Annotated in this window: 20 protein-coding genes and 1 riboswitch; of the genes, 9 read left to right on the forward strand and 11 right to left on the reverse strand. The window is 61.5% G+C overall.

Annotated features, from left to right (window positions below; all coding sequences use genetic code 11):
- Positions 1-142: 142 nt before the first annotated feature.
- The 3 genes from D460_RS0108020 to D460_RS0108030 form a co-directional block, all read right to left on the reverse strand.
- Positions 143-1,039, reverse strand: a complete 897-nt coding sequence (locus D460_RS0108020; protein WP_018898020.1) for a LysR family transcriptional regulator — start codon at positions 1,037-1,039, stop codon at positions 143-145.
- 57 nt (positions 1,040-1,096) lie between these two features.
- Positions 1,097-1,402 carry a hypothetical protein gene (locus tag D460_RS0108025; RefSeq protein ID WP_018898021.1) on the reverse strand — a complete coding sequence of 102 codons (306 nt, stop codon included), beginning with the start codon at positions 1,400-1,402 and terminating at the stop codon, positions 1,097-1,099.
- 166 nt (positions 1,403-1,568) lie between these two features.
- Positions 1,569-1,856, reverse strand: a complete 288-nt coding sequence (locus D460_RS0108030) for a hypothetical protein (RefSeq protein ID WP_026282911.1) — start codon at positions 1,854-1,856, stop codon at positions 1,569-1,571.
- Between the two features lie 276 nt (positions 1,857-2,132).
- Here D460_RS0108030 and tehA point away from each other — a divergent pair, with 276 nt between their 5' ends.
- Together tehA and D460_RS0108045 are read left to right on the forward strand one after the other, a co-directional pair.
- Positions 2,133-3,146, forward strand: a complete 1,014-nt coding sequence (gene tehA / locus D460_RS0108040) for a dicarboxylate transporter/tellurite-resistance protein TehA (protein WP_018898024.1) — start codon at positions 2,133-2,135, stop codon at positions 3,144-3,146.
- A 173-nt stretch (positions 3,147-3,319) separates the two neighbouring features.
- On the forward strand, positions 3,320-4,138 hold the full coding sequence (locus D460_RS0108045; protein ID WP_018898025.1) for an arginase family protein: 819 nt from the start codon (positions 3,320-3,322) through the stop codon (positions 4,136-4,138).
- Here D460_RS0108045 and D460_RS32780 read toward each other — a convergent pair.
- The 8 genes from D460_RS32780 to D460_RS32785 form a co-directional block, all read right to left on the reverse strand.
- Positions 4,135-6,162: an ABC transporter ATP-binding protein/permease gene (locus tag D460_RS32780; RefSeq protein ID WP_018898026.1), complete on the reverse strand. Its 2,028-nt coding sequence runs from the start codon at positions 6,160-6,162 to the stop codon at positions 4,135-4,137. The genes D460_RS0108045 and D460_RS32780 overlap by 4 nt on opposite strands.
- Positions 6,163-6,192: 30 nt before the next feature.
- Entirely contained in the window at positions 6,193-6,660 is a 468-nt protein-coding gene (locus D460_RS0108055) for a PTS sugar transporter subunit IIA (protein ID WP_018898027.1), read from the reverse strand.
- A gap of 16 nt (positions 6,661-6,676) precedes the next feature.
- Positions 6,677-7,405, reverse strand: coding sequence for a response regulator transcription factor (locus tag D460_RS0108060; protein WP_018898028.1), 729 nt, complete (start codon positions 7,403-7,405; stop codon positions 6,677-6,679).
- The gene (locus D460_RS0108065) at positions 7,402-10,113 is read right to left on the reverse strand and encodes a sensor histidine kinase KdpD (RefSeq protein ID WP_018898029.1); all 2,712 of its coding nucleotides are present in this window, start codon (positions 10,111-10,113) and stop codon (positions 7,402-7,404) included. Before D460_RS0108065 ends, D460_RS0108060 begins: the two co-directional genes overlap by 4 nt.
- 46 nt (positions 10,114-10,159) lie before the next feature.
- A complete protein-coding gene (gene kdpC / locus D460_RS0108070) occupies positions 10,160-10,729 on the reverse strand; it encodes a potassium-transporting ATPase subunit KdpC (RefSeq protein ID WP_018898030.1) in 570 nt (189 codons plus the stop codon).
- 64 nt (positions 10,730-10,793) lie between these two features.
- Complete coding sequence (kdpB, locus tag D460_RS0108075; RefSeq protein WP_018898031.1) at positions 10,794-12,881, reverse strand: potassium-transporting ATPase subunit KdpB; 2,088 nt, start codon at positions 12,879-12,881, stop codon at positions 10,794-10,796.
- Positions 12,882-13,090: 209 nt separating this feature from the next.
- A complete protein-coding gene (gene kdpA / locus D460_RS0108085) occupies positions 13,091-14,794 on the reverse strand; it encodes a potassium-transporting ATPase subunit KdpA (protein ID WP_018898033.1) in 1,704 nt (567 codons plus the stop codon).
- 31 nt (positions 14,795-14,825) lie between these two features.
- The gene (locus tag D460_RS32785; RefSeq protein ID WP_018898034.1) at positions 14,826-14,915 is read right to left on the reverse strand and encodes a K(+)-transporting ATPase subunit F; all 90 of its coding nucleotides are present in this window, start codon (positions 14,913-14,915) and stop codon (positions 14,826-14,828) included.
- Between the two features lie 373 nt (positions 14,916-15,288).
- Positions 15,289-15,435, forward strand: a riboswitch (FMN riboswitch).
- A gap of 110 nt (positions 15,436-15,545) precedes the next feature.
- Here D460_RS32785 and ribB point away from each other — a divergent pair.
- The 7 genes from ribB (at position 15,546) to D460_RS0108130 (ending at position 23,449) form a co-directional block, all read left to right on the forward strand.
- Positions 15,546-16,172, forward strand: a complete 627-nt coding sequence (gene ribB, locus D460_RS32790; protein ID WP_037111044.1) for a 3,4-dihydroxy-2-butanone-4-phosphate synthase — start codon at positions 15,546-15,548, stop codon at positions 16,170-16,172.
- Between the two features lie 199 nt (positions 16,173-16,371).
- The gene (locus D460_RS0108105) at positions 16,372-17,298 is read left to right on the forward strand and encodes a helix-turn-helix domain-containing protein (RefSeq protein ID WP_018898037.1); all 927 of its coding nucleotides are present in this window, start codon (positions 16,372-16,374) and stop codon (positions 17,296-17,298) included.
- Between the two features lie 107 nt (positions 17,299-17,405).
- Positions 17,406-18,917, forward strand: a complete 1,512-nt coding sequence (locus tag D460_RS0108110) for an alpha-N-arabinofuranosidase (RefSeq protein WP_018898038.1) — start codon at positions 17,406-17,408, stop codon at positions 18,915-18,917.
- A 247-nt stretch (positions 18,918-19,164) separates the two neighbouring features.
- On the forward strand, positions 19,165-20,265 hold the full coding sequence (gene ugpC, locus D460_RS0108115) for a sn-glycerol-3-phosphate ABC transporter ATP-binding protein UgpC (RefSeq protein WP_018898039.1): 1,101 nt from the start codon (positions 19,165-19,167) through the stop codon (positions 20,263-20,265).
- On the forward strand, positions 20,258-21,193 hold the full coding sequence (locus D460_RS0108120; RefSeq protein WP_018898040.1) for a sugar ABC transporter permease: 936 nt from the start codon (positions 20,258-20,260) through the stop codon (positions 21,191-21,193). Before ugpC ends, D460_RS0108120 begins: the two co-directional genes overlap by 8 nt.
- Positions 21,190-22,041: a carbohydrate ABC transporter permease gene (locus D460_RS0108125; RefSeq protein WP_018898041.1), complete on the forward strand. Its 852-nt coding sequence runs from the start codon at positions 21,190-21,192 to the stop codon at positions 22,039-22,041. The genes D460_RS0108120 and D460_RS0108125 overlap by 4 nt, the downstream gene beginning before the upstream one ends.
- 82 nt (positions 22,042-22,123) lie before the next feature.
- On the forward strand, positions 22,124-23,449 hold the full coding sequence (locus tag D460_RS0108130; RefSeq protein ID WP_026282913.1) for an extracellular solute-binding protein: 1,326 nt from the start codon (positions 22,124-22,126) through the stop codon (positions 23,447-23,449).
- The last annotated feature ends 14 nt before the right edge of the window (positions 23,450-23,463 follow it).

Raw genomic sequence — 23,463 nt, forward strand, 5'->3', positions numbered from 1 at the left:
CAGCAGCGACGCTCACGGACGTTCGGCAAGCCTCCTCCAGAAGCCGTTGGCCGACGATACGGGACCGTCAAATCATTATAGAACTTTCTCAGGGAAGGACGAAGCGATCAATAAAGCTGTCTCGTCAGTCGATAGGAATTTCCTATTGAAGGTCCGGCTTCTCTATGAGGATGCGCGCCTCGTGCAGGAGCGCCGAGACCAGCGGCGTGAAGGGCTCACGGTGGGTCGCGACCAAGCCGACGACATGATGCGCCTGCGGCTCTACAATCGGGATCATCCGGATTTCGGCCGGAAAGCCGAATGATTTCGCGACATTGCGCGGCATGATGCTGGCCCAGCGGCCAGTGCGCACGTGCGAGAACAGCACGATCATCGAATTGGATTCGAGCGTCGGCTGCGCCGTCACTCCAGCTTCCGAAAGCAACTGATTGATAATACGCCGATTTTGCATGTCGGCCGTCAACAGACAGAGCCTGATATCGCCGACCTCCTTCCAGGTGACGCTTTCGCGATCGGACAGCGGGCTGCCGGCCGCGGTGATGAGATTATACTGTTCTGCATACAGCGGAACGCTGGTCACGCGCCCGAGCGGCTCGTTCTCGAGATAGGTGATGCCGGCGTCGATTTCGAGATTCTCAAGCATGCTCAGCACTTGCAGAGAATTGCGCGAGACAATTGAGAAGGTGACGTCGGGATGGCGCTCCTGAAAGGGTGCGGTCAGCTGCGGCAGCATCGACAATGCGGTCGGGATGGCAGCGATCCTGATATGGCCGGCAAGGCCAGCGCGGGCCGCGCGCATTTCCTGGCGCATGGTGCGCGCGTCTCCAACGATCCGGCGCGCCCATTCCAGCACACGTTGTCCTTCAGGCGTCAGACCCTGAAAGCGCGAGCCACGCTGCACGAGGATGACGCCGAGCTGGTCTTCCAGCTGGCGAATGGCGGCGGAGAGGGAGGGTTGGGATATGCCGCATTCCTGGGCGGCGCGGCCGAAGTGCTTTTCGTTGGCGACGGCGATGAAGAATTCCAGTTTGTCGATCATGCGGCCTCCCTGCCGGGTGCCACATTACCGCCACCGCCGCGAATGTGAAGAGCGCCGCTAGATGCCTGAACCGTCGAGCTGCAGCGCGTCATCGACTTCCCAGGGTAGGGGCATGGAGGCTCGGTCGAGATTGGCCGAGGGCATCGGCATCCAACACTTCAGCTCTGGCTCCGCATATTCGATCACACGCCCGGGCGAAGAATCCGATGCGCGCCATCCTTCGGCGCCGTAGCGATCGCCGCTTGACCAATAGGCAAGATCGACTTCCCCGGGACCCTGTTCGGACGGATAGATCGTCACAAGGATACGGCTTCCGTCCTTGGGCGCGCTCTCCATGTGGCGCCAGCGGTCTGCTTCTTCCATCGCGTCCTCCTCGCGTTTTCGGATGTGTGATTGTCGCCTTGCCACACGAGGCGGTCAACTCACACTTTGCGGTGAGTTCTGCCTGAGAGACTTTTGCGGGAGCCTGGGCGGGAGGTTTATCTATGCGGAGCGGTTGCCCCGCATAGAGAGATCATGGTTGGGGATGCTAGTTGCAGACACGCACCGACTCGACATGAGATCCTCCGTCATAGGCATTCTGGACCTCGCGATCTTCATACCAGCAACGCGGGCGCGGCGGCGGCGGGTCGACGTAGCGCGGCTGCGAATTGGCGATTGCGCCACCGACCAATCCGCCGATGACACCAGCCGCAACACCGCCGGCAATTACCCGTCCGGTGTTGTCATGATGATGGTGATCGCGAGCCATGGCCGGGCTGAGACCGCCCGCGATGACGAAGACTGCGGCCATTGCCGCGGTGAAAGTTCTCTTCATCGGATTGCTCCTTTTCGAAAAATCCTATCAGATCAACGTCTCAGCCGTCATTTGGTTCGCGACGATGTCGTCGCAGCACCACGCAGCCGCTCGTTTCGGCCCGCGATCAAGCCTTCCGGCGAAAGCCCGCACCGCTGCCGTTTATGGGTAACGGGCGAATTTACAGATCTCGGCTGGAGCGTATAAAAGCGAGATGGCGCGGGCCATTTCAGTGGAGCGTCAAAGCGTCGGCAACGGCCACTTCCGGCGGTTCGCCGCGAAAGTGGGGAGGTTGGGATGACGGTGGATCTGCCTGTGACGAAAAGTGAGGTGGCGATGGTACGTGTGAGCCGGCTCCCGCCCGTTCCCGCCGCGTTTTTCGGCATCGTCCTGGGCCTCGCCGGCCTCGGAAATAGCTGGCGTGCCGCCACCGCCGTATGGGGTCTGCCATCCGCCATTGGCGAGGCGATCAACGTGGCTGCGGTGATCGTCTGGTTGATCCTCGTCACGCTCTATGCAGCCAAATGGATCGTCGCGCGCCCAGCGGCGCTCTTGGAAGCCGAGAATCCGGTGCAGTGCTGCTTCATCGGCCTTGCCGGCGTGTCGACGATGCTGATCGCCCTGGCTGTTCTGCCCTATACGCGCACCGTCGCGATCCTTCTGTTTACCTGCGGTGCCATCTTCACGCTTGCCTTCGCGCTCTGGCGAACGGGAATTTTGTGGCGCGGCGAACGCGACCCGGCAACCACGACGGCGGTCCTCTATCTGCCGACGGTGGCAGGCTCCTTCGTCACCGCGATCGTCGCGGGTGCGCTCGGCTACGGAGACTGGGGGCAATATGCGTTCGGCGCCGGTTTCTTTTCCTGGCTTGCGATCGAGTCCGTCCTCTTGAACCGCTTGCTGACGGGACCGAGCCTAGCCGATCCGCTTCGACCGACGCTGGGCATCCAGCTTGCGCCGCCCGCGGTTGGGGCGGTGGCCTATCTCAGCGTCACCGTGGGCGCACCGGATATGATTGTCCGTTTGATGCTTGGCTATGCGCTTCTGCAGGCGCTTCTGCTTTGCCGCATGCTTCCCTGGATCTCAAGGCAGCCCTTCGCAGCTTCCTATTGGGCATTTACCTTCGGCGTTACGGCACTCTCCACCGCGGCGATCAGAATGGTGGCGCGTGGCGATGCCGGGCCGGTCGAGACATTGGCGCCCGTGCTCTTCATTATTGCGAACCTCGTGGTCTTCGCCGTCGCCATCGGGACCATCATGCTGATCGCTCGTGGCCGGCTCTTGCCGGCAGCGCCTGTCGCGAAGAACTGAACAATAGTCGAAAACATCCGGCTAAGATATTGCTCCGTCTTACAGATAACTGTCACCCCCACTGACATCGGTGATTGCCGCAACGGCACGAACCGCTTGATTAGTATCGGAATTTTGCCTAGCCAGAGCGCAACTCGCTTCGCCGTTTCCGCAGCCAACCAAATTGGATGACCATGAGCAACCGCCCGTTTCGCTTGATCACATCGCAAGGCCGCATCGGCGACCGGACACCGCATGCTATCGCTGGTGCACGGGCCTGCTCCGACATGCTGGCCGATCGGCTGTCCATTGAGGCTCACATTGTCGGAAGCGAGAGCGGGCATCAGGTGGACGACTGGAGCGTCAGTCTGCCGGCAGCCAACGAGACCTTGAGCGGCCTTGCCCGCGAGGTCACCAGAGCAATAGAAGCAGGCGACATTCCCCTGCTCAGCGTCAACACCTGCTCGGCTGGGATTGCCACGCTGCCGGCGGCGGCACGCTCCATTCCGGGCATCAAGGTGCTGTGGATCGATGCGCATGGCGACTTCAACACACCAGAGACGACCGGCTCAGGCTATCTCGGAGGAATGGCCTTGGCCGGCGCTTGCGGCCTCTGGCGGACGGGGCACGGTTCTGAGGTCGTTGCGTCGGATGTTGCCATCATCGGTATCCGCGATATCGACAGCGCGGAGCAAACACTGCTGGAAGGCGCCGGCGTAACGCTGATGCCGGGACCGATCGATCTAGAGGCCTTGCTTTCCTTCATCGGTAACGCGTCGGTTTGGATACATATCGATTGGGACGTGCTCGAGCCCAATCACGTTCCAGCCGCCTACCAGATCGCGGATGGCCTGCTACCCGATCAGCTTCGCGCGGTGCTGGAGGCGATATCTGCCGAGCAGATCGCCGGCATCGAGCTTGCCGAATTCGAGGCGCCGGAGGATGCGGCCGAACGGGAAAAGGCATTGGCTGTAATCGGCGACATCGTTGAGCCGCTCATTGCATCCCGCTAGCTTGCCGGTTTTGCACGATGGCGATGTCGGTGCTTCAGGATGCGCGAGATCACGTTGCGGTTTTTCTTGCGCGGTACAAGATCGACGTCGCTGACGAGCCGGGCGCCGCCATTACGTTTTTCAAGCGTGATCTTGCGACTGTGGAAAGCCTCCAGTTCCGCCCGATGGCCGACGCTGAGAATGGTGACCGTCGGCAGTTCGCGAACCAGCAACTCCATGAGCTGGTCTTGGCTCTTCTCATCGAGCGCCGAGGTCGCCTCGTCAAGCACGATGATATCGGGATCGTGCAATAGAAGCCGTGCGAAAGCGAGCCTCTGACGCTCGCCGCCCGATAGCGTCTGATCCCATGGCGCCTCTTCCTCGATCTTGTCCTTGAGGTGCCCGAGACCGACCTTGTCGAGAGCGTCATTAATGTCATCGAGCTCCCAGCTGTCGGCGGCTCGCGGATAGGCGACGGCGCGCCGCAGAGTTCCTGACGGGATGTACGGACGCTGCGGCAGCATGAACATCCGCTTGTCCGCATGAAAATCGACGCTGCCCGTCCCCCACGGCCAGAGGCCGGCGATCGCCCGCACGAGCGTGCTTTTGCCCGAGCCGGATTCGCCTGCCACCAGAACCCGCTCGCCTTGCTCGATCTCCACTTCGGTCTCCTTCACGACAGCGGTGCCATCGCCGAGCGAGACGGACAGATTGTGCAGGCTCAGCATCACGTCGCCATTGGTTTCGCCGTGTTCGATACGTCCCAGCGTGTCGCTCTGTTCGGCGCGCTGCAAACCGTCGATCGACATCATCAGCGATGCGACACGCCGCGCACTGGCGTTCCAATCGGCAAGGCGAGGGTAGTTATCCACCAGCCATCCGAATGCGCCCTGCACGATCGTGAAAGCGGACGCCGCCTGCATGACCTGTCCCAGCGTCATGCTGCCATCGAGGAATTTTGGCGCGCAGAGCAGCACCGGCACGACGGGCGCGATCAGCATGGAACCGTGCGACACGAGCGTGGTGCGCATATATTGCCGCGCCAGCAGCGCCCATTGGTGAAGCACATTGCCGAAGGTCCGGCCAAGATCGTTGCGCTCCTCCTCTTCGCCGCCGAGCAGCGCGATGCTCTCGCCGTTTTCGCGAACGCGGGTGAGCGTATAGCGAAACTCCGCCTCCACCTGGTTCTTCGCTTCGGAGACCTGAACGAAATTCCGGCCGATGAATGCGATCGCGCTGGATGTCGTGATTGCGTAGAGAATGGCGGTAACAACAAGGAATCCCGGGATGGTGATCACCATGCCGCCGATCGGAAGCGAGAGCGCCCCGCCGATCATCCACAGAACGACGATGAAAGTGGAAGCCGACACGAAGGCCGCGATCACGCCGGCAACGAAATCGACCGGGGATTCGGTAGCGATGCGCAGGTCCTCGGATAGACGAGCCTCGGGGTTCTTGTGGTCGCCGTCTATCAGGTTCAGCTGATAGTAGCGGCCATTGTCGAGCCAGCGGGCGATGAGCGCCGAGGTCAGCCACGATCGCCAATGGCGCTGGATCATCATGCGAACGTAGACCTGAATGGTGACCAGCATGACGCTTCCGAGAACCAGCGGCGGGAAGAGGGCGCCGAGGAAATAGACCGTCGGGGCGTTACGCTGTTCGATGGCGTCGAAAAGTTCGCGGTTCCAGACGTTGATGCCGTACTGAAACCCGACATTCATTCCGATGAGGACAAGCAGCCCAAGGCAGCACAGCCAGGCGAACCGGTCGCCATTGCGGCCCCAGAAGCCGCGCGCGCTGATCCAGAACCGCTTCAGAAGGTAAGACTTCCGGGCGCGCTCGAATTCCTCCGGTGTCAGTTTTTCGTCCGGCTCTTCCGGGGCAGGGGGCGCTTCCTCGAAATCGATAGACGCTGCCCCCGCGTCGGACTTGCCTGTGGCATCCGGTTCATTGTTGTCAGGCAGCGCTCTTTTTGTCGTAACTTCCCTCATGGCCGAAATAACGATCAGGAGAGCAGAAAGTTCGGGCTCCGTGATGGAAGGCATGACGCTGGTCTCGTCATGTCTTTGCGATCGTCACCGCGCAACGGCTGATGGCTCTGCGCCGGCAAATCGCCGGTAAAGATCGTCGGCGCTGGCCGCGCTGCGCATGGCATCCAGTACCGCGCTGTGGTGCACCTTCCTGGCGATCGTTGCCAGCACCTTCAGATATTCAGATCGCCACTGCTCGCCAAAAACAAGCAGGAAGACCAGATCGACCGGCTGTTCGTCGATCGCGTCGAAATCCAGCGGCCGCGCCAGTTTCAGGATGAAACCGCGTGGAGGTCCGAGATTGGAGACCGCTGCGTGCGGCACGGCGATGCCGCGGCCGATGCCCGTCGAACCAAGCAATTCGCGCGCTTCGAGCACGGCAAGCAGCGCGGCCGCGTCTACGCCCAACGTCTGCGATGCCCTTGTCGCGGCAAAGCGCAGGACGTTCGACTTGTTTTGCTGGGACACGTCGAAGAGAACGTCGTCGGGAAGGAATATGGTCGCAAGGTTCATTGTCATCTCGGTCCGATCAAACCTTGCCCTGGTCGCGCGACGTGTCGGTGATCTCGTCCGGTTCGCGCAGCCGGTAGCCAACGCCGGTCTCGGTCGTAATGTAGAAGGGCTGGTCGGGAATGCGCTCGATCTTCTGGCGCAACTGCCTGACATAGACGCGCAGATACTGTACGTCGGCCGCCGGTCCCCATATGTGCCGGAGCACGAACTGGTGTGTGAGGACCTTGCCCGCATGCTGCGCCAGAACCCGCAGGATCTCATATTCCTTGGGTGACAGCTTCACCTCGTTGCCATCCACTTTCACGATCCGCTTGACGAGATCGATCGACAGGCCGCCGGTCTGGAAAAGCCCGCGCTCGCCCTGTTGCTGCAGCCGATGGCGCAGCGCCACGCGGATGCGTGCGCCGAGCTCATTCATGCCGAACGGCTTGGTGATGTAGTCGTCAGCACCTGTTTCGAGCGCCCGGACGATGCCCGTCTCGTCGGTCCGGCTGGAGAGAATAACCACGGGCGTGACAATCCCGGCCTGGCGCCATTCCTGCAGCAGGTCGTAGCCATGTTGGTCGGGCAGGCCGAGATCGAGGATGATCAGGTCGGGCATCTGATGGCGCGTATACTCTTTGGCCGAGTAGGCATCGGCTGCTTCGGCGACCGAGTATCCCTGCGCCGTCAAGCCCACCCGCAGAAGCTTACGGATCGGCGGCTCGTCGTCGACGACAAGAATTGTAATGGCCATGCCTGTCATTTGAGATCATCCAGTTTGGGAATGTCGTTTGCGATCGGCAGCTGCACGGTGAAGCGCGCGCCGCGTCGATCGCTGCGGTTTTCGGCGGAGATCGTCCCGCCCATGGCTTCGACGAAGCCGCGGCAGATCGATAGGCCGAGACCCGTTCCCGCCCGCACCTGGTCGCCCTTGCGCACGCGATAGAAGCTGTCGAATATGCGCTCGAGATCGGCTGGCGGAATGCCCTGGCCGTCGTCGGAGACCTGAACGAACACGTTATAGGCGTTTGCCCAGCCGGTGATCGTGATCGTCGAATTCTCGGGCGAGTATTTCGCTGCATTGTCGAGCAGATTGAACAGCACCTGTTCAAGCAGGACGGCATCCACCCGCACCATCGGCAGGTCGGACGCGACCGTCATTTCCGTCTTGTGGTGCGCGAGGATTTTTGCCCCACGCCGAAGCGCGCCGCCGGCGATGTCGCCGACGAAGTGCGGCGTCGCGTTCGGCTCCATGGCGCCGGATTCCAGCCGCGTCATGTCGAGCAGGTTGGCGATGAAGCGATGCAGGCGTTCAGACTCGTCGACGACGGTTGCGAGAAGATCGAGCCGGTCGTCCGGGGTCATCGAATCGAGGTAGTCGCGTAAAGTACCCGCCGCACCCAGTATCGCGGCGAGCGGTGTCTTCAAATCATGTGAGATGGAGGTCAGCAGGGCCGAGCGCAGCCGGTCCGCTTCCGCCGCGAGTTTCGCCCGGTCCACATCGGCAACCAGCTGGATGCGCTCGATCGCCAGCGCTGCCTGGTCGGCCAGCGCATCGAGCAGGCGTTGCTGCTCTGGCGTCAGCAGCGGTCCGTCCCGGCGGTCGCTGTCTAGGCCGATCACGCCGACGGCAGCGCGGCCGGTGCGCAGTGGAACATAGAGGCGCTTGGCGCCCGGCAGGGTATCGGCGCCACGCCCCGCGGCGTGATTGTGCTCCCAGGCCCACCGGGCGGCAGCGATATCGGCATCGTCAAGCGTGTCATCCGGCGGATAGCCCGCCTTGACAGCGATCGTGCCCTGCTCGGGCAAGAGCAGGACCGCGCGCACCTTGAGCATCGAGGCAAGCTGAAACGCCGTTGCCCACAGGACGTCGTCGAGCGTGCCGGTGCCGGCGAGCTTCTTCGAAAACAGGTAGAGATCCTCGGTGGTGCGGGCACGGCGCCTCGCCGCAGCGGCCTGGCGCTGCACGGTCGCCGTGAGATTGCTGGCGATGATCGCCACGCCGAGGAAGAAAAACAGCGCGAGCACGCTTTCCGGATCGCTGATCGTCAGTGTGTATCGCGGCGGCAGGAAGAAGAAGTTGAAGGCGAGCGCGCCGAGCAGCGATGAGTAGAGCGCGGGGCGCAGGCCATGCAGGACCGCCGATGTCAGGACCGACATCAGGAACACCAGGGCGAGATTCCTGACATCGAGAACCTGATCAAGGACGACCCCGACGAGAAGCGCCACCGCAACGTAAACGGTCGCCAGAGCATAGGCCCTGAGATCCAGCGAGCGGGCGGGCGGGGCGCTACGAACGCCTGACGGCGCGGTTTTGCTGTCGCGCTCGCTGCCCGAGATGACGTGGACGCTGATCTCGCCGGCCTGGCGAATCAGCGTGTCCGCCTCGGCTCGCTCCCACCATTTCCACCACGAGGTTTTTCCGGGCGCGCCGACGACGATGTGGGTGACGTTATTGGCCGCCGCGTAGCGAAGCAGCTCCTCGGAGCATTCGCGGCCGGGCAGCGTGACGGCCTCACCACCGAGTTGCTCGGCCAAACGCAACGTCGCGGCGACGCTGTCGGCCTGCGCCTCGGTCAGCCTAACGGCATGGTTCGTCTCGACATAGACGGCCGCCCAGGGGGAGCGCAGGCGCGACGCCATGCGCGAGGCGTATCGGACCAGAGCGGTCGAACGCGGCTGATGGTCGATGGACACCAGCACGCGATCGCTTGCCGCCCAGGGGCCGGAGATTGCATTCGCCTGCATATGGGTGAGCAGCTGGTCGTCGACGCGCTGCGCGGTCTTGCGCAGCGCCAGTTCGCGCAGCGCCGTCAGATTGCCGGGCGTAAAATAATTGGTCAGCGCGCGTGCCGCCGTGCCGGGCATGTAGACCTTGCCGTCATGCAGGCGCTTGATGAGATCGTCAGGCGTCAGGTCGATGATCTCGATGTCGTCAGCAAGGTCGATGACGGAATCCGGAACCGTCTCGCGCACGCGCACGCGGGTGATCTGCGAGACGACGTCGTTCAGGCTTTCGACGTGCTGAATGTTCAAGGTCGAGTAGACATCGATACCACGGTCGAGCAGTTCCTTGACGTCGAGGTATCGCTTCGGATGCCGGCTACCCTCCGCGTTGGTATGGGCAAGTTCGTCGACCAGCACCAAATCCGGCTTCCGCGCCAGGATGGCGTCGATATCCATCTCATCGAGTGACCGGCCCTTGTAGTCGATCACGACACGCGGAATGATCTCGTATCCGGCCAGGAGCGCCTGCGTCTCCTTGCGCCCATGCGTCTCCACCACGCCGATGACGACATCGACGCCATCGGCGATCTTCGCATGTCCTGAGACCAGCATCTCATAGGTCTTGCCGACCCCGGGTGCTGCGCCCAGGAATATCTTCAGGCGACCGCGCGTCTCTGAGCGAACCCTCTCGAGCAAGGCGTCGGGAGAAGGTCTGATCGTCGGGTCGCGGTCGCCGATGGACATGCTCTTTTCTTTCGCAGGCTGTTCGACTGGACGTGGCGCTGGCCACCTACTGTGTCGAGGTTGCGTCCAGGGTCATATTGAGCGCCAGCACATTGACCACCGGCTCCCCAAGCAGCCCAAGTTCCCGACCTTCGACGGCGGCATCGACGAGACCCTTGACCTTCGTCTCATCGAGATTGCGGGCCTTGGCGACACGCGCGACCTGGAAATAGGCTGCTTCCGGCGAGATGTGCGGATCAAGGCCACTGCCGGATGCCGTGACGAGGTCGACTGGCACGTCGGCGTTGGGATTGGTCGCCTTGGCGGCCTCGTAGTCGGCTTTGACGCGATCGATCAGCTTCTGGCTTGTCGGGCCGAGGTTGGAGCCGCTGGAGGCGGCCGCGTTGTAGCCGTCGCCGGCGGCTGATGGACGCCCGTGGAAATACTTGTCGCTGGTAAAGGCCTGGCCGATCAGGGCCGATCCGACGACCGTACCGTTGCTCTCGATCAGGCTGCCATTGGCCTGTTTCGGGAAAAGCGCCTGAGCCGCGCCGGTCATGGCAAGGGGATAGACGAGGCCGGTGATTGCGGTGGTTGCAACGATCATCACGATGGCTGGGCGAAGCTGGTTCAACATGGTCGTGAACTCCTGGAATTCGAATGAGCGGGTTGGGCCGGGCGCCTGGCGTCCGGCCGTGGAATTATGCGAGGCCGAGCGAGGCAACGATCATGTCGATCGCCTTGATGCCGATGAACGGTACGATGATGCCGCCGACGCCGTAGATCAAAAGGTTGCGTGACAGCAGCGCGCCGGCGCCGATCGGCCGGTAGCGCACGCCCTTCAGAGACAGCGGGATCAGGGCAATGATGATCAGCGCATTGAAGATGATCGCCGACAGGATAGCGCTTTGCGGCGTCGACAGGCCCATGATGTTCAGGACGCCAAGCTGCGGATAGAACGTCAGGAACATGGCCGGGATGATCGCGAAATACTTCGCGATATCGTTGGCGATCGAGAAGGTGGTGAGCGCGCCGCGCGTCATCAGGAGCTGCTTGCCGATCTCCACGATCTCGATCAGCTTCGTCGGGTCGCTGTCGAGATCGACCATGTTGCCGGCTTCGCGGGCTGCGACAGTACCGGTATTCATGGCGACGCCGACATCGGCCTGAGCGAGCGCTGGGGCATCGTTGGTGCCGTCGCCGCACATGGCGACAAGCTTGCCCTTGGCCTGCTCCTCGCGCATCAGCGCCAGCTTCATCTCCGGCGTTGCCTGCGCCAGGAAGTCGTCGACGCCGGCTTCGGCTGCGATGGCCGCGGCGGTCAGCGGATTGTCGCCGGTGATCATCACGGTGCGGATACCCATGCGCCGCAGTTCGGCAAACCGCTCGCGAATGCCGCCTTTGACGATGTCCTTCAGCTGCACCACGCCGAGCAGCTTCCCGTCGCGGGCGACCGCAAGCGGGGTGCCGCCGCTCTTGGCCACTTCGTCGGCGATCGACTGTAGCTCGCGCGCGGTATCGTTGTTCACGTGCAGAGCAACGGCGGCATTGCCGGTGGCAATCGCGGGAGAGCCATTCACATAGGCCAGCATCGAATCGACGGCGCCCTTGCGGATCGACGATCCTTCGATATCCACGCCGCTCATGCGGGTCTGCGCGGTGAACGGCACGAAGTTCGCCTTGAGATTGCTCATGTCGCGGCCACGGATTGCGTATTTTTCCTTGGCAAGGACCACGATCGACCGGCCTTCCGGGGTTTCGTCGGCGAGCGAGGCCAGCTGTGCGGCATCGGCAAGTTCCTGCTCGCTGACGCCACGCACGGGATGGAACGCGGTCGCCTGGCGGTTGCCGAGGGTGATCGTGCCCGTCTTGTCGAGCAGCAGCGTATCGATATCACCGGCGGCTTCCACCGCGCGGCCAGACATGGCGAGCACGTTGAAGCGGACCAGGCGGTCCATGCCGGCAATGCCGATCGCCGAGAGAAGTGCGCCGATGGTGGTCGGAATGAGCGTCACGAACAAGGCGACGAGCACGATGATCGGGATCGAGCCGCCGGCATAGGCCGCAAAGCTCGGAATGGTCGCGGTGGCCAGCACGAAGATCAGCGTCATGCCCGCAAGCAGAATGTTGAGCGCAATCTCGTTAGGCGTCTTCTGCCGTTCCGCACCTTCCACCAGCGCAATCATCCGATCGATGAAGGTCGAGCCGGCCGCCGCCGTGATGCGCACGCGAATTTCGTCGGAGAGCACCTGCGTACCGCCGGTGACGGCCGAGCGATCGCCGCCGGATTCGCGGATGACGGGCGCGGATTCGCCGGTGATGGCGGCCTCGTTGACGGAAGCAACGCCCTCGATCACTTCACCATCGGACGGGATGATGTCGCCGGCTTCGACCAGCACGATATCGCCGACCTTCAGGCTGGTGCCCGGCACCATCTTGTAGCTGGTCCTGTTCTCGCCGGTCAAAAGCTTGGCCTGGGTTTCGGTACGCGATTTGCGCAGCGATTCCGCCTGCGCCTTGCCGCGCCCTTCCGCGACGGCCTCGGCGAAGTTGGCGAAGAGCACGGTGAACCAGAGCCACAGGTTGACCTGGAAGGAGAAACCGAGATCGCCACCGCCCGAGACCAGATCGCGAAGGAAGAGCACTGTTGTCAGAACGGAAACCGTGGCGACGACGAACATCACGGGGTTGCGGGCAAGCGTGCGTGGGTCCAGCTTTTTGAAGGCAGCACCCACGGCGGGAATGAGAATGCGAGCATCCAGGATGCTCGCGGATTTTGCCTGGCTCATAAGAGACTCCAGCTTTCGAAAGAGAACGAGGCGACCGGACCTGCCCGATCAGCCAATTAGAATTTTGAAGGCACAGGCCAGCACGAGGAGGATGGCCATCATGACGATGATGATGTCGGTGCCTCTTGCCTGCGGCTGCCGCTCACGCCCCGATCTCCTGGGGCGTGACGTGTGTTTTCGTCTGATGTGACGGAGGATCATCATCCCACCTAGAAGGTTTGCCCTGTCATCATGGACAGGTGTTCGACGACGGGGCCGAGCGCCAGTGCCGGGAGGAAGGTCAGGCCACCGACGATGACGATGGTGCCGACCAGCATGCCGACGAAGAGAGGGCCGTCTGTCGGAAACGTTCCTGCCGATGCCGGCACGGTCTTCTTTCGGATCAGTGATCCGGCAATGGCAAGTGCCGGGATGATAACCAGGAAGCGTCCCATCAGCATGCCGAGGCCGAGTGTGATGTTGTACCAGGGCGTGTTGCCGGTGAGGCCGCCGAAGGCAGAGCCGTTATTGGCGGCGGCCGACGTGTAGGCGTAGAGGATCTCGGAGAAGCCGTGCGGTCCCGCTGTTCCCACCGATGCGACGGCGGAGGGAAGCACGCTTGCGATTGCGGTGAACACCAGCATGGCAAGCGGCAGGCACAGGATGGCGAGCACGGCCATCTTCATCTCTTTCGCCTCGATCTTCTTGCCGAGATATTCCGGCGTACGGCCGACCATGAGACCCGCCACGAAGACGGCGACGATGATGAAGAGAACGATGCCATAGAAGCCCGCGCCGACGCCGCCGACAATCACTTCGCCGAGCTGCATGTTGATGAGGGGTATGAGACCGCCAATCGCCGTGAAACTGCCATGCATGGCATTGACCGCGCCGCAGGATGCCGCCGTGGTGATGACAGCGAAGAGCGATGACATCACGATGCCGAAGCGCACTTCCTTGCCTTCCATGTTGCCGCCGCCAAGCCCGAAGGCATGCATCAGCGGATTGCCGGCGGCTTCCGCCCAGTAAGTCACGCCGACGCCGATGATAAAGAGCAGGCCCATGGCGGCGAGGATCGCCCAGCCCTGACGCTGGTTGCCGACCATGCGTCCGAAGACGTTGGTGAAGGCCGCGCCGATCACGAAAATCGACAGCATCTGCAGCATGTTCGAGTAGTTGTCCGGGTTTTCGAACGGGTGCGCGGAGTTGGCGTTGAAGAAGCCGCCACCGTTGGTGCCCAGCATCTTGATGGCGAGCTGCGAAGCGACAGGGCCAACGGCGATCGTCTGCTGCGCGCCCTCGAGCGTCGTTGCGTTGATATAGGGACCAAGCGTCTGCGGGACACCGAGATAGACGTATACCAATGTGAGAATGATGCAGAAGGGCAGCAGCACATAGAGCGTGGCGCGGATCATATCGACCCAGAAATTGCCGATCGCCTTGCCAGACGCGCGTGCGAATGCGCGGATCAAGGCGACCGCGATCGCCATGCCGGTCGCCGCCGAGACGAAGTTCTGGACCGTCAGGCCCATCATCTGCGTGAGATACGACATGGTGCTTTCGCCGCCGTAGTTCTGCCAATTGGTATTGGCGACGAAGCTGGTGGCGGTGTTGAAGGAGAGCTCCGGTCCGACCGCTGCCATGCCTGCCGGATTATAGGGAAGCACGCCCTGGAAACGCAGCAGCAGATAGAGCACCAGCACGCCGAGCAGATTGAACATCAGCATGGAGAACGCATAGGACGTCCAATGCTGCTCCTCGCGGTCGCTGGTGCCGGCAATGCGGTAAAGTCCCCGTTCAATCGGAACGAGGACGGGGGAGAGCAGGGTGCGCTCGCCGCCAAACACGCGGGTCATATAGCCACCCAGCGGTTTGACGAGCGCAATAAGGATCCCGCAAAACAGCAGGATCTGTAACCATCCAATGAGGGTCATGAGACGAAACTTTCAATACGAGCGGCGACGATCAGAAGCGCTCGGGGCGAATGAGGGCGTAGGTGAGGTAGACGGCGAGGAACACCGTCACCGCACCGCTGAGCACGTAGTCAAAAATCATGGCGTATGGCCTCGGTTCAGAGCGCGTCGCATGCCTTGACGTAGGCAAAGCAGAGCGCGAAAAAAATAACGGCGGTGCCGATCAGAACGATGTCCATCATCGGTCGCATTTCCTTCCAGATGTTTCGAAGCGGCGCGGCTATCGAGGTGCCTGCAGCCGGCGGACGATGCTGGTCCGCATCGCTGTTATGCTGCCGATCCGCATAAAGGGTCGAGACGGACGCTCGGCGTCGCAAATAAAAAAGCTATAAAGATTTCGGGCCTCTATCGGCCGCGAAGCGTTGGGCCGGATGGTTGAACAGTGCGTTCGCCCGGCGCCCATAGTTTGGGTCGTCATACCACTTGCCGAATGCGCCGATGTTCGCCTATGGTCACATTGTTCTCAGGGCGGGGTGCAATTCCCCACCGGCGGTATCGAGGAAACTCGGAGCCCGCGAGCGCCTTCGCCCACAAGCGAAGGGTCAGCAGATCCGGTGAGATGCCGGAGCCGACGGTCATAGTCCGGATGAAAGAGAGCATGCAGCGGACGTCGCATCCTTGCGACATGTCCCATGTTTGTTCGCCCAAGGGATGATTGTGGCCTCACGGCCATGCGCGCTGCGCAAGCAGCTAACCCTTGAAAGGCATGACGTTGACTATTTCCAGGATTGAAGATGCGGTTGCCGCGATGTCGCGCGGCGAAATCGTCGTGGTCGTCGATGACCGTGATCGCGAAAACGAAGGCGACCTTGTGATCGCCTCCGAAGCGGTGACCCCTCAGGCGATCGCATTCATGATGAACCACGCCCGCGGATTGATCTGCGTGGCGATGGAAGGCGAGCGGCTCGACGCGCTTGAGATTCCGCTGATGGTTCCGCGCAACACCGAGATGCTGAAGACGGCGTTCACCGTCTCGGTCGACTACATCTCCGAGACGACCACCGGCATCTCGGCCGCCGATCGCGCGGCCACCGTTCGCGCCTTGGTTGGCGCAGCGGCTAAGCCGGACGATTTCGCGCGGCCTGGCCATATCTTCCCCCTTCGCGCGCATCCCGATGGCGTTCTATCGCGACCAGGGCATACGGAAGCAGCGGTCGATCTTGCCAAACTGGCCGGTCTGTCGGCCTCGGGCGTGATCTGCGAGGTCGCAAACGACGACGGCACGATGGCCCGTCTGCCGGAGCTTGAACGTTTCGCGGAGCACCACTGCCTGCACTTGATCACCATCGAGGACCTGATCGCCTACAGGCGGGGCCAACTGCCGGTAAAGGCGGCGTAACGCCGCCGCGAACGCTTAGGCTACATCCGCAGATATTCCCGCCAACTCCTCTCTCTCGGCATGCGAGCGAGAGGAAAGCCGATCTCGGGATCGCTCAAAACGAAAACGCATTGGGAGCCACTGCCCCGATTGAATCTATCGAAAATTCTGATATGTAACGTAGGTCTTCATTCTCTTACCTACGTGCGATCGGAAACCCATGAGCCGCAATTTTCTTGTCGTCGATCCCGAGGAGGGCATGCCCATTCTGAAGGGGCTGGCATCGCCGGCAAGGGTTTCCGTATTGAAGCTCCTGCATGAAAAGGGGCCGCTGAATGTCAACGAAATCGCTGATATCCTTGAGTTACCGCAGTCCAGTGTCTCGACCAACGTGCAGATGCTGGAAGAGGCGGGGCTGATCCGCACCGAGACGCAGAAGGCGCGCAAGGGCAACCAGAAGGTCTGTCACAGCGTCTATGATGAGATCCTCGTCGTCTTCAAGAATGAAATCAAGGAAACTGAACCAGATGCGATCGAGGTGGCGATGCCGCTTGGTCTCTACACCAGCTACGATGTGACCGCGCCCTGCGGTCTCTGCTCGGTAGATGGTATCATCGGCCTGCTCGACGTGCCCAACACTTTCCTTGATCCGGATCGCATGAAGACGGCGCTGATCTGGTTCACGCGCGGGCATGTCGAATACCAGTTTCCCAACAATGCCAGGCTGACCAACACCCGCATCCGCGAGATCGAGTTCGTCATGGAACTGAGCTCGGAAGTACCCGGCACCAGCGCCGACTGGCCCTCCGATATCACGCTGACGGTCAATGGCATCGACATCGGCACCTGGACGTCTCCCGGCGATTTCGGCGACAAACGCGGGGTTTTCACACCGGATTGGTGGAAATTGAAGGGCTCGCAGTACGGCAAGCTGAAGAGCTTCCGCATCAATGACGAAGGCGCCTTCGTTGACGGGCTGCGCATCTCCGACGTGGCGCTTTCGGACCTGAAGCTCGATGAGCATCACTCGATTCGCCTGCGCATCGGCGTGCGCGACGACGCCAAGCACCCTGGCGGGATCAATATTTTCGGTCGTGGCTTCGGCAATTACGACCAGGACATCCTGCTGCGTATCAGAACACGCTAGACTGTACCCGATTTTCTGAATTTTGCCCTTGACCCCGGCCGAGGCTTCCGCTTTATTCACCTCAAATTGTGATATAGATCACAAAAAATGATATAGTGGAGGATATCATGAAGGCTGCGGTCACCGCGCACAGCAAATACACGATCTCGGACATCGACCCGCGCCTGTACGGCTCGTTCATCGAGCACTTGGGCCGCGCCGTCTATACCGGCATCTACGAACCCGACCATGCGACCGCCGACGAAAACGGCATGCGCAAGGACGTGATCGATCTCGTCAAGGAACTCAACGTTCCGATCGTGCGCTATCCCGGCGGCAACTTCGTCTCGGCCTATAACTGGGAGGACGGCATCGGCCCCAAGGAAAGCCGCCCGACGCGTCTCGACCTTGCCTGGCACACCTCCGAGAGCAACCAGGTCGGCATGCACGAGTTCGCCGAATGGTGCGTCTCGGCCAAGACCGAGATGATGCTGGCCGTCAACCTCGGCTCCCGCGGCCTTGATGAAGCCCGCAACTTCCTCGAATATGTCAACCATCCCGGCGGCAGCGAGTGGAGCGACAAGCGCATCGCCAACGGCCGCTCCGAGCCATGGGACGTCAAGCTCTGGTGCCTCGGCAACGAGATGGATGGCCCCTGGCAGATCGGCCACAAGACGGCCGACGAATATGGCCGCCTGGCGCATGAAACCGCCAAGGCCATGCGCGCCTTCGACAGCTCGCTCGAGCTCGTCGTCTGCGGCTCGTCCAACGCCCACATGCCGACCTATCCCGAATGGGAAGCGACCGTTCTCGACCACACCTACAACGAGGTCGATTACATCTCGCTGCACATGTATTTCGAGAACCGCGCCAAGAACACGGCCAATTATCTGGCCCGCAGCATCGAGCTCGACAACTACATCGGCACGGTTGCCGGCGTGATCGACTATATCAAGGCGAAGAAGCGTTCGACCAAGGACGTCTACATCTCCTTCGACGAATGGAACGTCTGGTACCACTCGAAGGAGCGCGACAAGGCAACGCTCGCCGGCGCCAATGGCTGGCCGCACGCCCCGGCGCTGCTCGAGGACGATTATAACTTCGAGGATGTGCTGCAGGTCGGCTGCATTCTGAACACCTTCATCAACCGCGCCGATGTCGTGAAAATCGCCTGCCTGGCGCAGCTGGTCAACGTCATCGCTCCGATCATGACGACGCCGGGCGGTGCCGCATGGCGCCAGACGATCTTCTATCCCTACTACTTCGCTTCGGTCTATGGCCGCGGCACGGCGCTGAAGCTGATGGTCGACAGCCCGGCTTACGAGGTCGAGGATGTCGGCAGCGTGCCCTATCTCGACGTCTCGGCCGTCCACGACAAGGACGCCAAGACCGTCACGTTCTTCATCGTCAACCGCCACGGCACGGAAGCGCTCGACCTCGACGCCAGCCTGCTTGAATTCGGCAACCTCAAGGTCATCGACGACCAAGTCGTCGCCCATTCGGATCTCACCATCACCAACACGGCCGAAAAGCCAGACAATGTGGTGCCGGTGAAGGCCAACGGCTCGACTTTCGCCGATGGAAAGCTGACGGCGAAGATTGCGCCTTTGTCTTATCGCGTGATCCGGCTGCAGGCCTGATACATTAAATCACGATAGCTGATACATATCGAAGATATGTTGACATCGTAATTGTATGATTTAACGTCAGCGCACCAGATTTGACGTGCCACTGGGAGGAGAAGATGGGAGTAACCGCTTCTGTTTTGGCACCATCATGGACGGAAGGCGGCCTGCTTCTAGAAGCAGGCGCCATTCGCGCCGTTTCGTGCCAGCCATGTGTTCATATCGGATTTTCGGATTCTGACTGCAGCTTGGGAGCAGCCGGATGACGGCGAATATCGAAATCAGCAATGTCAGCAAGCGCTACGGTTCGATGACCGTGCTCGACGGCCTGTCGCTGTCGATCAAGGCCAACGAATTCATGGTCTTTCTCGGGCCCTCCGGCTGCGGAAAGTCCACGCTTCTGAGAATGATCGCCGGGCTCGAGAGTGTCGATGAAGGCACGATCTCGATCAACGGCGAGCGTATCGACACACTCCCACCCGGCCAACGCGACATCGCCATGGTGTTCCAGAGCTACGCGCTCTATCCGCACATGACGGTCGCCGACAACATGGCCTTCGGGCTGCGCAACATCGCGGTCCCCTCGGACGTGATCACGGCACGCGTGGCGGAAGCCGCCCGCATGCTGGAGATCGGCCATCTTCTGGAGCGCAAGCCCGGTCAGTTGTCCGGTGGCCAGCGTCAGCGCGTCGCGATCGGTCGCGCCATCGTCAAGGAGCCGAAGGCGTTCCTGTTCGACGAACCGCTGTCGAACCTCGATGCGGCGCTGCGCGTGCGCACCCGCGTTGAGCTCGCGCAGCTTCGCAACCGCGTGAAGTCGACGATGATCTTCGTGACCCACGACCAGATCGAGGCGATGACGCTCGCCGATCGCATCGTCGTCATGAACAACCGCAAGATCGAGCAGATCGGCTCGCCGATGGAGATCTACTCCCGCCCGGCCAGCCGCTTCGTCGCCACTTTCGTCGGCTCGCCGACGATGAACTTCCTTGATGTTGGGATCTCCCAACAAAATGGTTTCGTCAGCGCCAAGCTGCCTGACGGCACGCAGCTCAAGACCTCCATCCGCGCCGCAGGCCTGAATGGCGGCCCCCATGCACTTGGCATCCGTGCCGAGGCGGTGAAGCTCGCAAATGGCGTTCCGGCCACCACGACGGGCAAGGTCGATGTGCTCGAGCGCCTGGGCGACCGTACGCTGCTCTACACCAGGCTCACGGACGGAAGCGTCATCGTCGCCGAGGATATCGGCAACAGCCGTGTCGCGATCGGCGACGAGGTGGGGCTGACGCTCGATGGCAGCAGAACGCATCTCTTCGATGCCGAGGGTCGCGCCTGGCACAATGAGGAGCCGGGCCATGGCTGAGACCACTCTCTCCGGCACCGGAACGCCCGCCAAGGCTTCCGCGCGCCTGAAGGTGCAGAACATCAATGCGCCGCTTTGGCGCAATGCGGTCTTCGTTCTGCCCTATCTCTTCTTCTTCGTGACATTGCTGGTCGTGCCGCTGTTCTGGGGCATCTGGCTCAGTCTGCATAAGGCGGATGCCTTCGGCGTCGGCCGCTTCGTGGGCATCGACAACTACTTCAGGCTGTTCCGCGACAAGATCTTCATCCAGGCGATCGGCAACACCTTCTACTTCGTGCTGCTCACCGTGCCTGCGCTCGCCATCATCGGCCTGATGCTGGCGCTCGCCTTGAACCGCAAGACGCGGACGGCAGCAGCACTGCGCACGATCTATTTCTCCTCGTCGGTCTTGTCGGTCACCATCGTCACACTGATCTGGCGTATCGTCTTCATCGGCAATTTCGGCCTGCTCGCCACCATCTACGGCTGGTTCGGCGCCACGCCGCCAGCGTTTTTGTCCGATCCAAAGCTGGCGATGATCGGCATCGCCATCGCGACCATCTGGTGGTGCATCGGTCTGCCGATGATGCTGTTCCTCTCCGCCTTGCAGCAAATCCCGGGCGATATCTACGAAGCGGCGGCGCTCGACAATGCCAGCCGCTGGCGCACGCTCTGGTACATCACGCTGCCGTCCATCCGCCGCACCTTCGCGCTGGTCGTGATCATCCAGATCGTCCTGCAGTTCCAGCTGTTCGGCCAGGCCAAGCTGATGACCATGGGCGGACCGAACAACGTCTCCAAGCCGATCGTCTTCTATATCTACGAGGCGGCCTTCACCAAATGGGATCTCGGGCTGGGTGCTGCTGCCTCTGAAATCCTCTTCATGCTGATCCTCATCGCTGCCATGGCGCAGTACGTCATTTCGCGTCGGAAGGGAGAAGAAGGATGAGTGTCGCAACAGGTGGCAACATGGTCGGCCGTTCGCTGGGCGACCGCGTGATCCTTTTCCTCGCCATCCTCTGCGCGCTGGTGATGCTTGCGCCGGTGCTGTGGGTGATCGGCCTGTCGCTGAAGGAAAACAAGGAACTGATGGCGGATATGAACTCCGTCTTCAACGCACCTTACACGATCAACAACTATATCAACATCTTGGCGACCTCGTCTGTGTTCCGCTGGGTGCTGAACAGCGTGGTCGTCGCTGGCGGGCTTACCATCGGCACGCTGGTGCTCTCGTCGCTCGCAGGCTACGGTTTCGCGCGGCTGAACTTTCCCTATCGCAACACGCTGTTCATCATCGTGCTCCTGGGGTTGGCGGTTCCGGAACAGGCAGTGCTGATCGCCCGCCACCAGCTGTTCAGCTGGCTGAAGTTCCACAACACCTATCACGGGCTGATCCTGCCCGGCCTGTCGGCGCCCTTCGGCGTGTTCCTGATGACGCAGTATTTCCGCGCTATCCCCAAGGAGCTCGACGAGGCGGCACTGCTCGACAATGCGAGCCGCTTCAAGATCTTCTGGAAAGTGCTTCTGCCGCTGACGGTTCCCGCACAGGCGACGCTCGGCATATTCACCTTCCTCGGCGCCTGGAACGATTACTTCTGGCCGCTGATCTCGGGCACCAAGAAGGAAATGTATACGCTGACGGTCGGCATCGCCTCGACACAGACCAACTTCGCGCAGTCGGAAGGCCTCGGCTTCCTGATGTCGCAGGCGGTCTTTGCCAGCGCGCCGATTCTCGTTCTCTACCTGTTTTTCCAGAAATACATCGTGACGGCAGTCTCCGGCGCCGCTGTGCGCTGAGAGTTGAAGCGATGACGTCGCAACCGGCTTCCGGGGAGGAGGCCAGCCAAAGGGGCAAAGCCCCAAAGAGGAGGAGAAGGGCATGACACATCACTTCAGGAAATACATGCTGGCGGCGGCGTCCGTGATCGCGCTCGTCGGCGCGTCGCCGGCATTCGCCGCAACCGAGCTCACGGTGCAGCGCTTCTTCGGCGCCTGCGATGCCGATTGGGGCAAGAACACCGATGTCAGCAAGGCGGTCGGCGAGTGCGGCATCATCACCTCGCTGATCAATAAGTTCAACGCCGACAATCCCGATGTGCACGTTACAGTGACCACGGTCGAATGGCCGGGCTATGACCAGCTGACCGCGCAGTTCGCCGCTGGCGATCCGCCCGATATCGTCACCATCCACCAGTCGGTTCTCGCGGATTACCAGAGCAAGGGCCTGATCATGCCGCTCGACGACGTGCTGAAGTCCGTGGGCGTCGCACCGACCGATTTCACCGATGCCAGCCTCGGCGGCGTGACCAAGGACGGCAAGATTTACGGCCTGCCGATCGACAACTGGACAATGCTCTACCACATCAACATGGACCTCTTCAAAAAGGCTGAACTGGTCAACGCCGACGGCACGCCGAAGCTGCCGACCAGCCCGGAAGAGTTGCTCGCTCAGGCCAAGCAGTTCAAGGAAAAGACCGGCAAGCCTTACTTTGTTCAGAATCTCGCCAACGAGGTCGCGCTCTACACGCGCAACCTCTACACCTATCTCTTCCAGCAGGATTCCGCCTTCTTCGCGGATCCGAAGCAGGTGAAGATCAATACGCCCGAGGCCAAGAAGGTGCTCGAGATGTACAAGGCGATCTACGACAATGGCGACACGGTCAAGGATCTCGACTACGCCGCCAGCATCAATGCCTTCCTCGCCGGCGAAGGCGGCGTGCATCTGAACGGCACCTGGGTGATCGGCGATTACAACGCCTCATCCGAAACGGCAGGCACGGCGCTCAACAAGGGCGGCTACGCTGTCTACCCGTATCCGCAGCTCTTCGCCGGCAAGAAGGCGCAGTACGCGGATGGCCACAGCTGGGCCGTGTCTACCAAGGACCGTTCCGATGAGGAAAACGCCGCGATTGGCAAGTTCCTGAAGTTCTTCCACGACAATGATTTCGACTGGTCGCGCACCGGTCATCTGCCGGCGGTCAAGGCTGTTCTCGACTCCAAGGAGTTCAAGGCTCTGCCGCATCGCGACACGATCGCCTCGATCGCAACGCTCGGCACCGCATTGCCCTCGACCGTCCAGCGTCAGTTCGCGATCCAGGACATCATCGGCCAGGAAATGAGCGCCGCAATCACCGGTCAGAAGGATGTCGATGCAGCGCTTACCGACATGGAGTCGCGCATCAACGAGTTGCTTGCCAACATCTAAGGCTCACTCTCTCC

Origin of the sequence: Rhizobium sp. 2MFCol3.1, from assembly GCF_000377565.1 — a bacterium.
Taxonomy (GTDB): Bacteria; Pseudomonadota; Alphaproteobacteria; order Rhizobiales; family Rhizobiaceae; genus Rhizobium.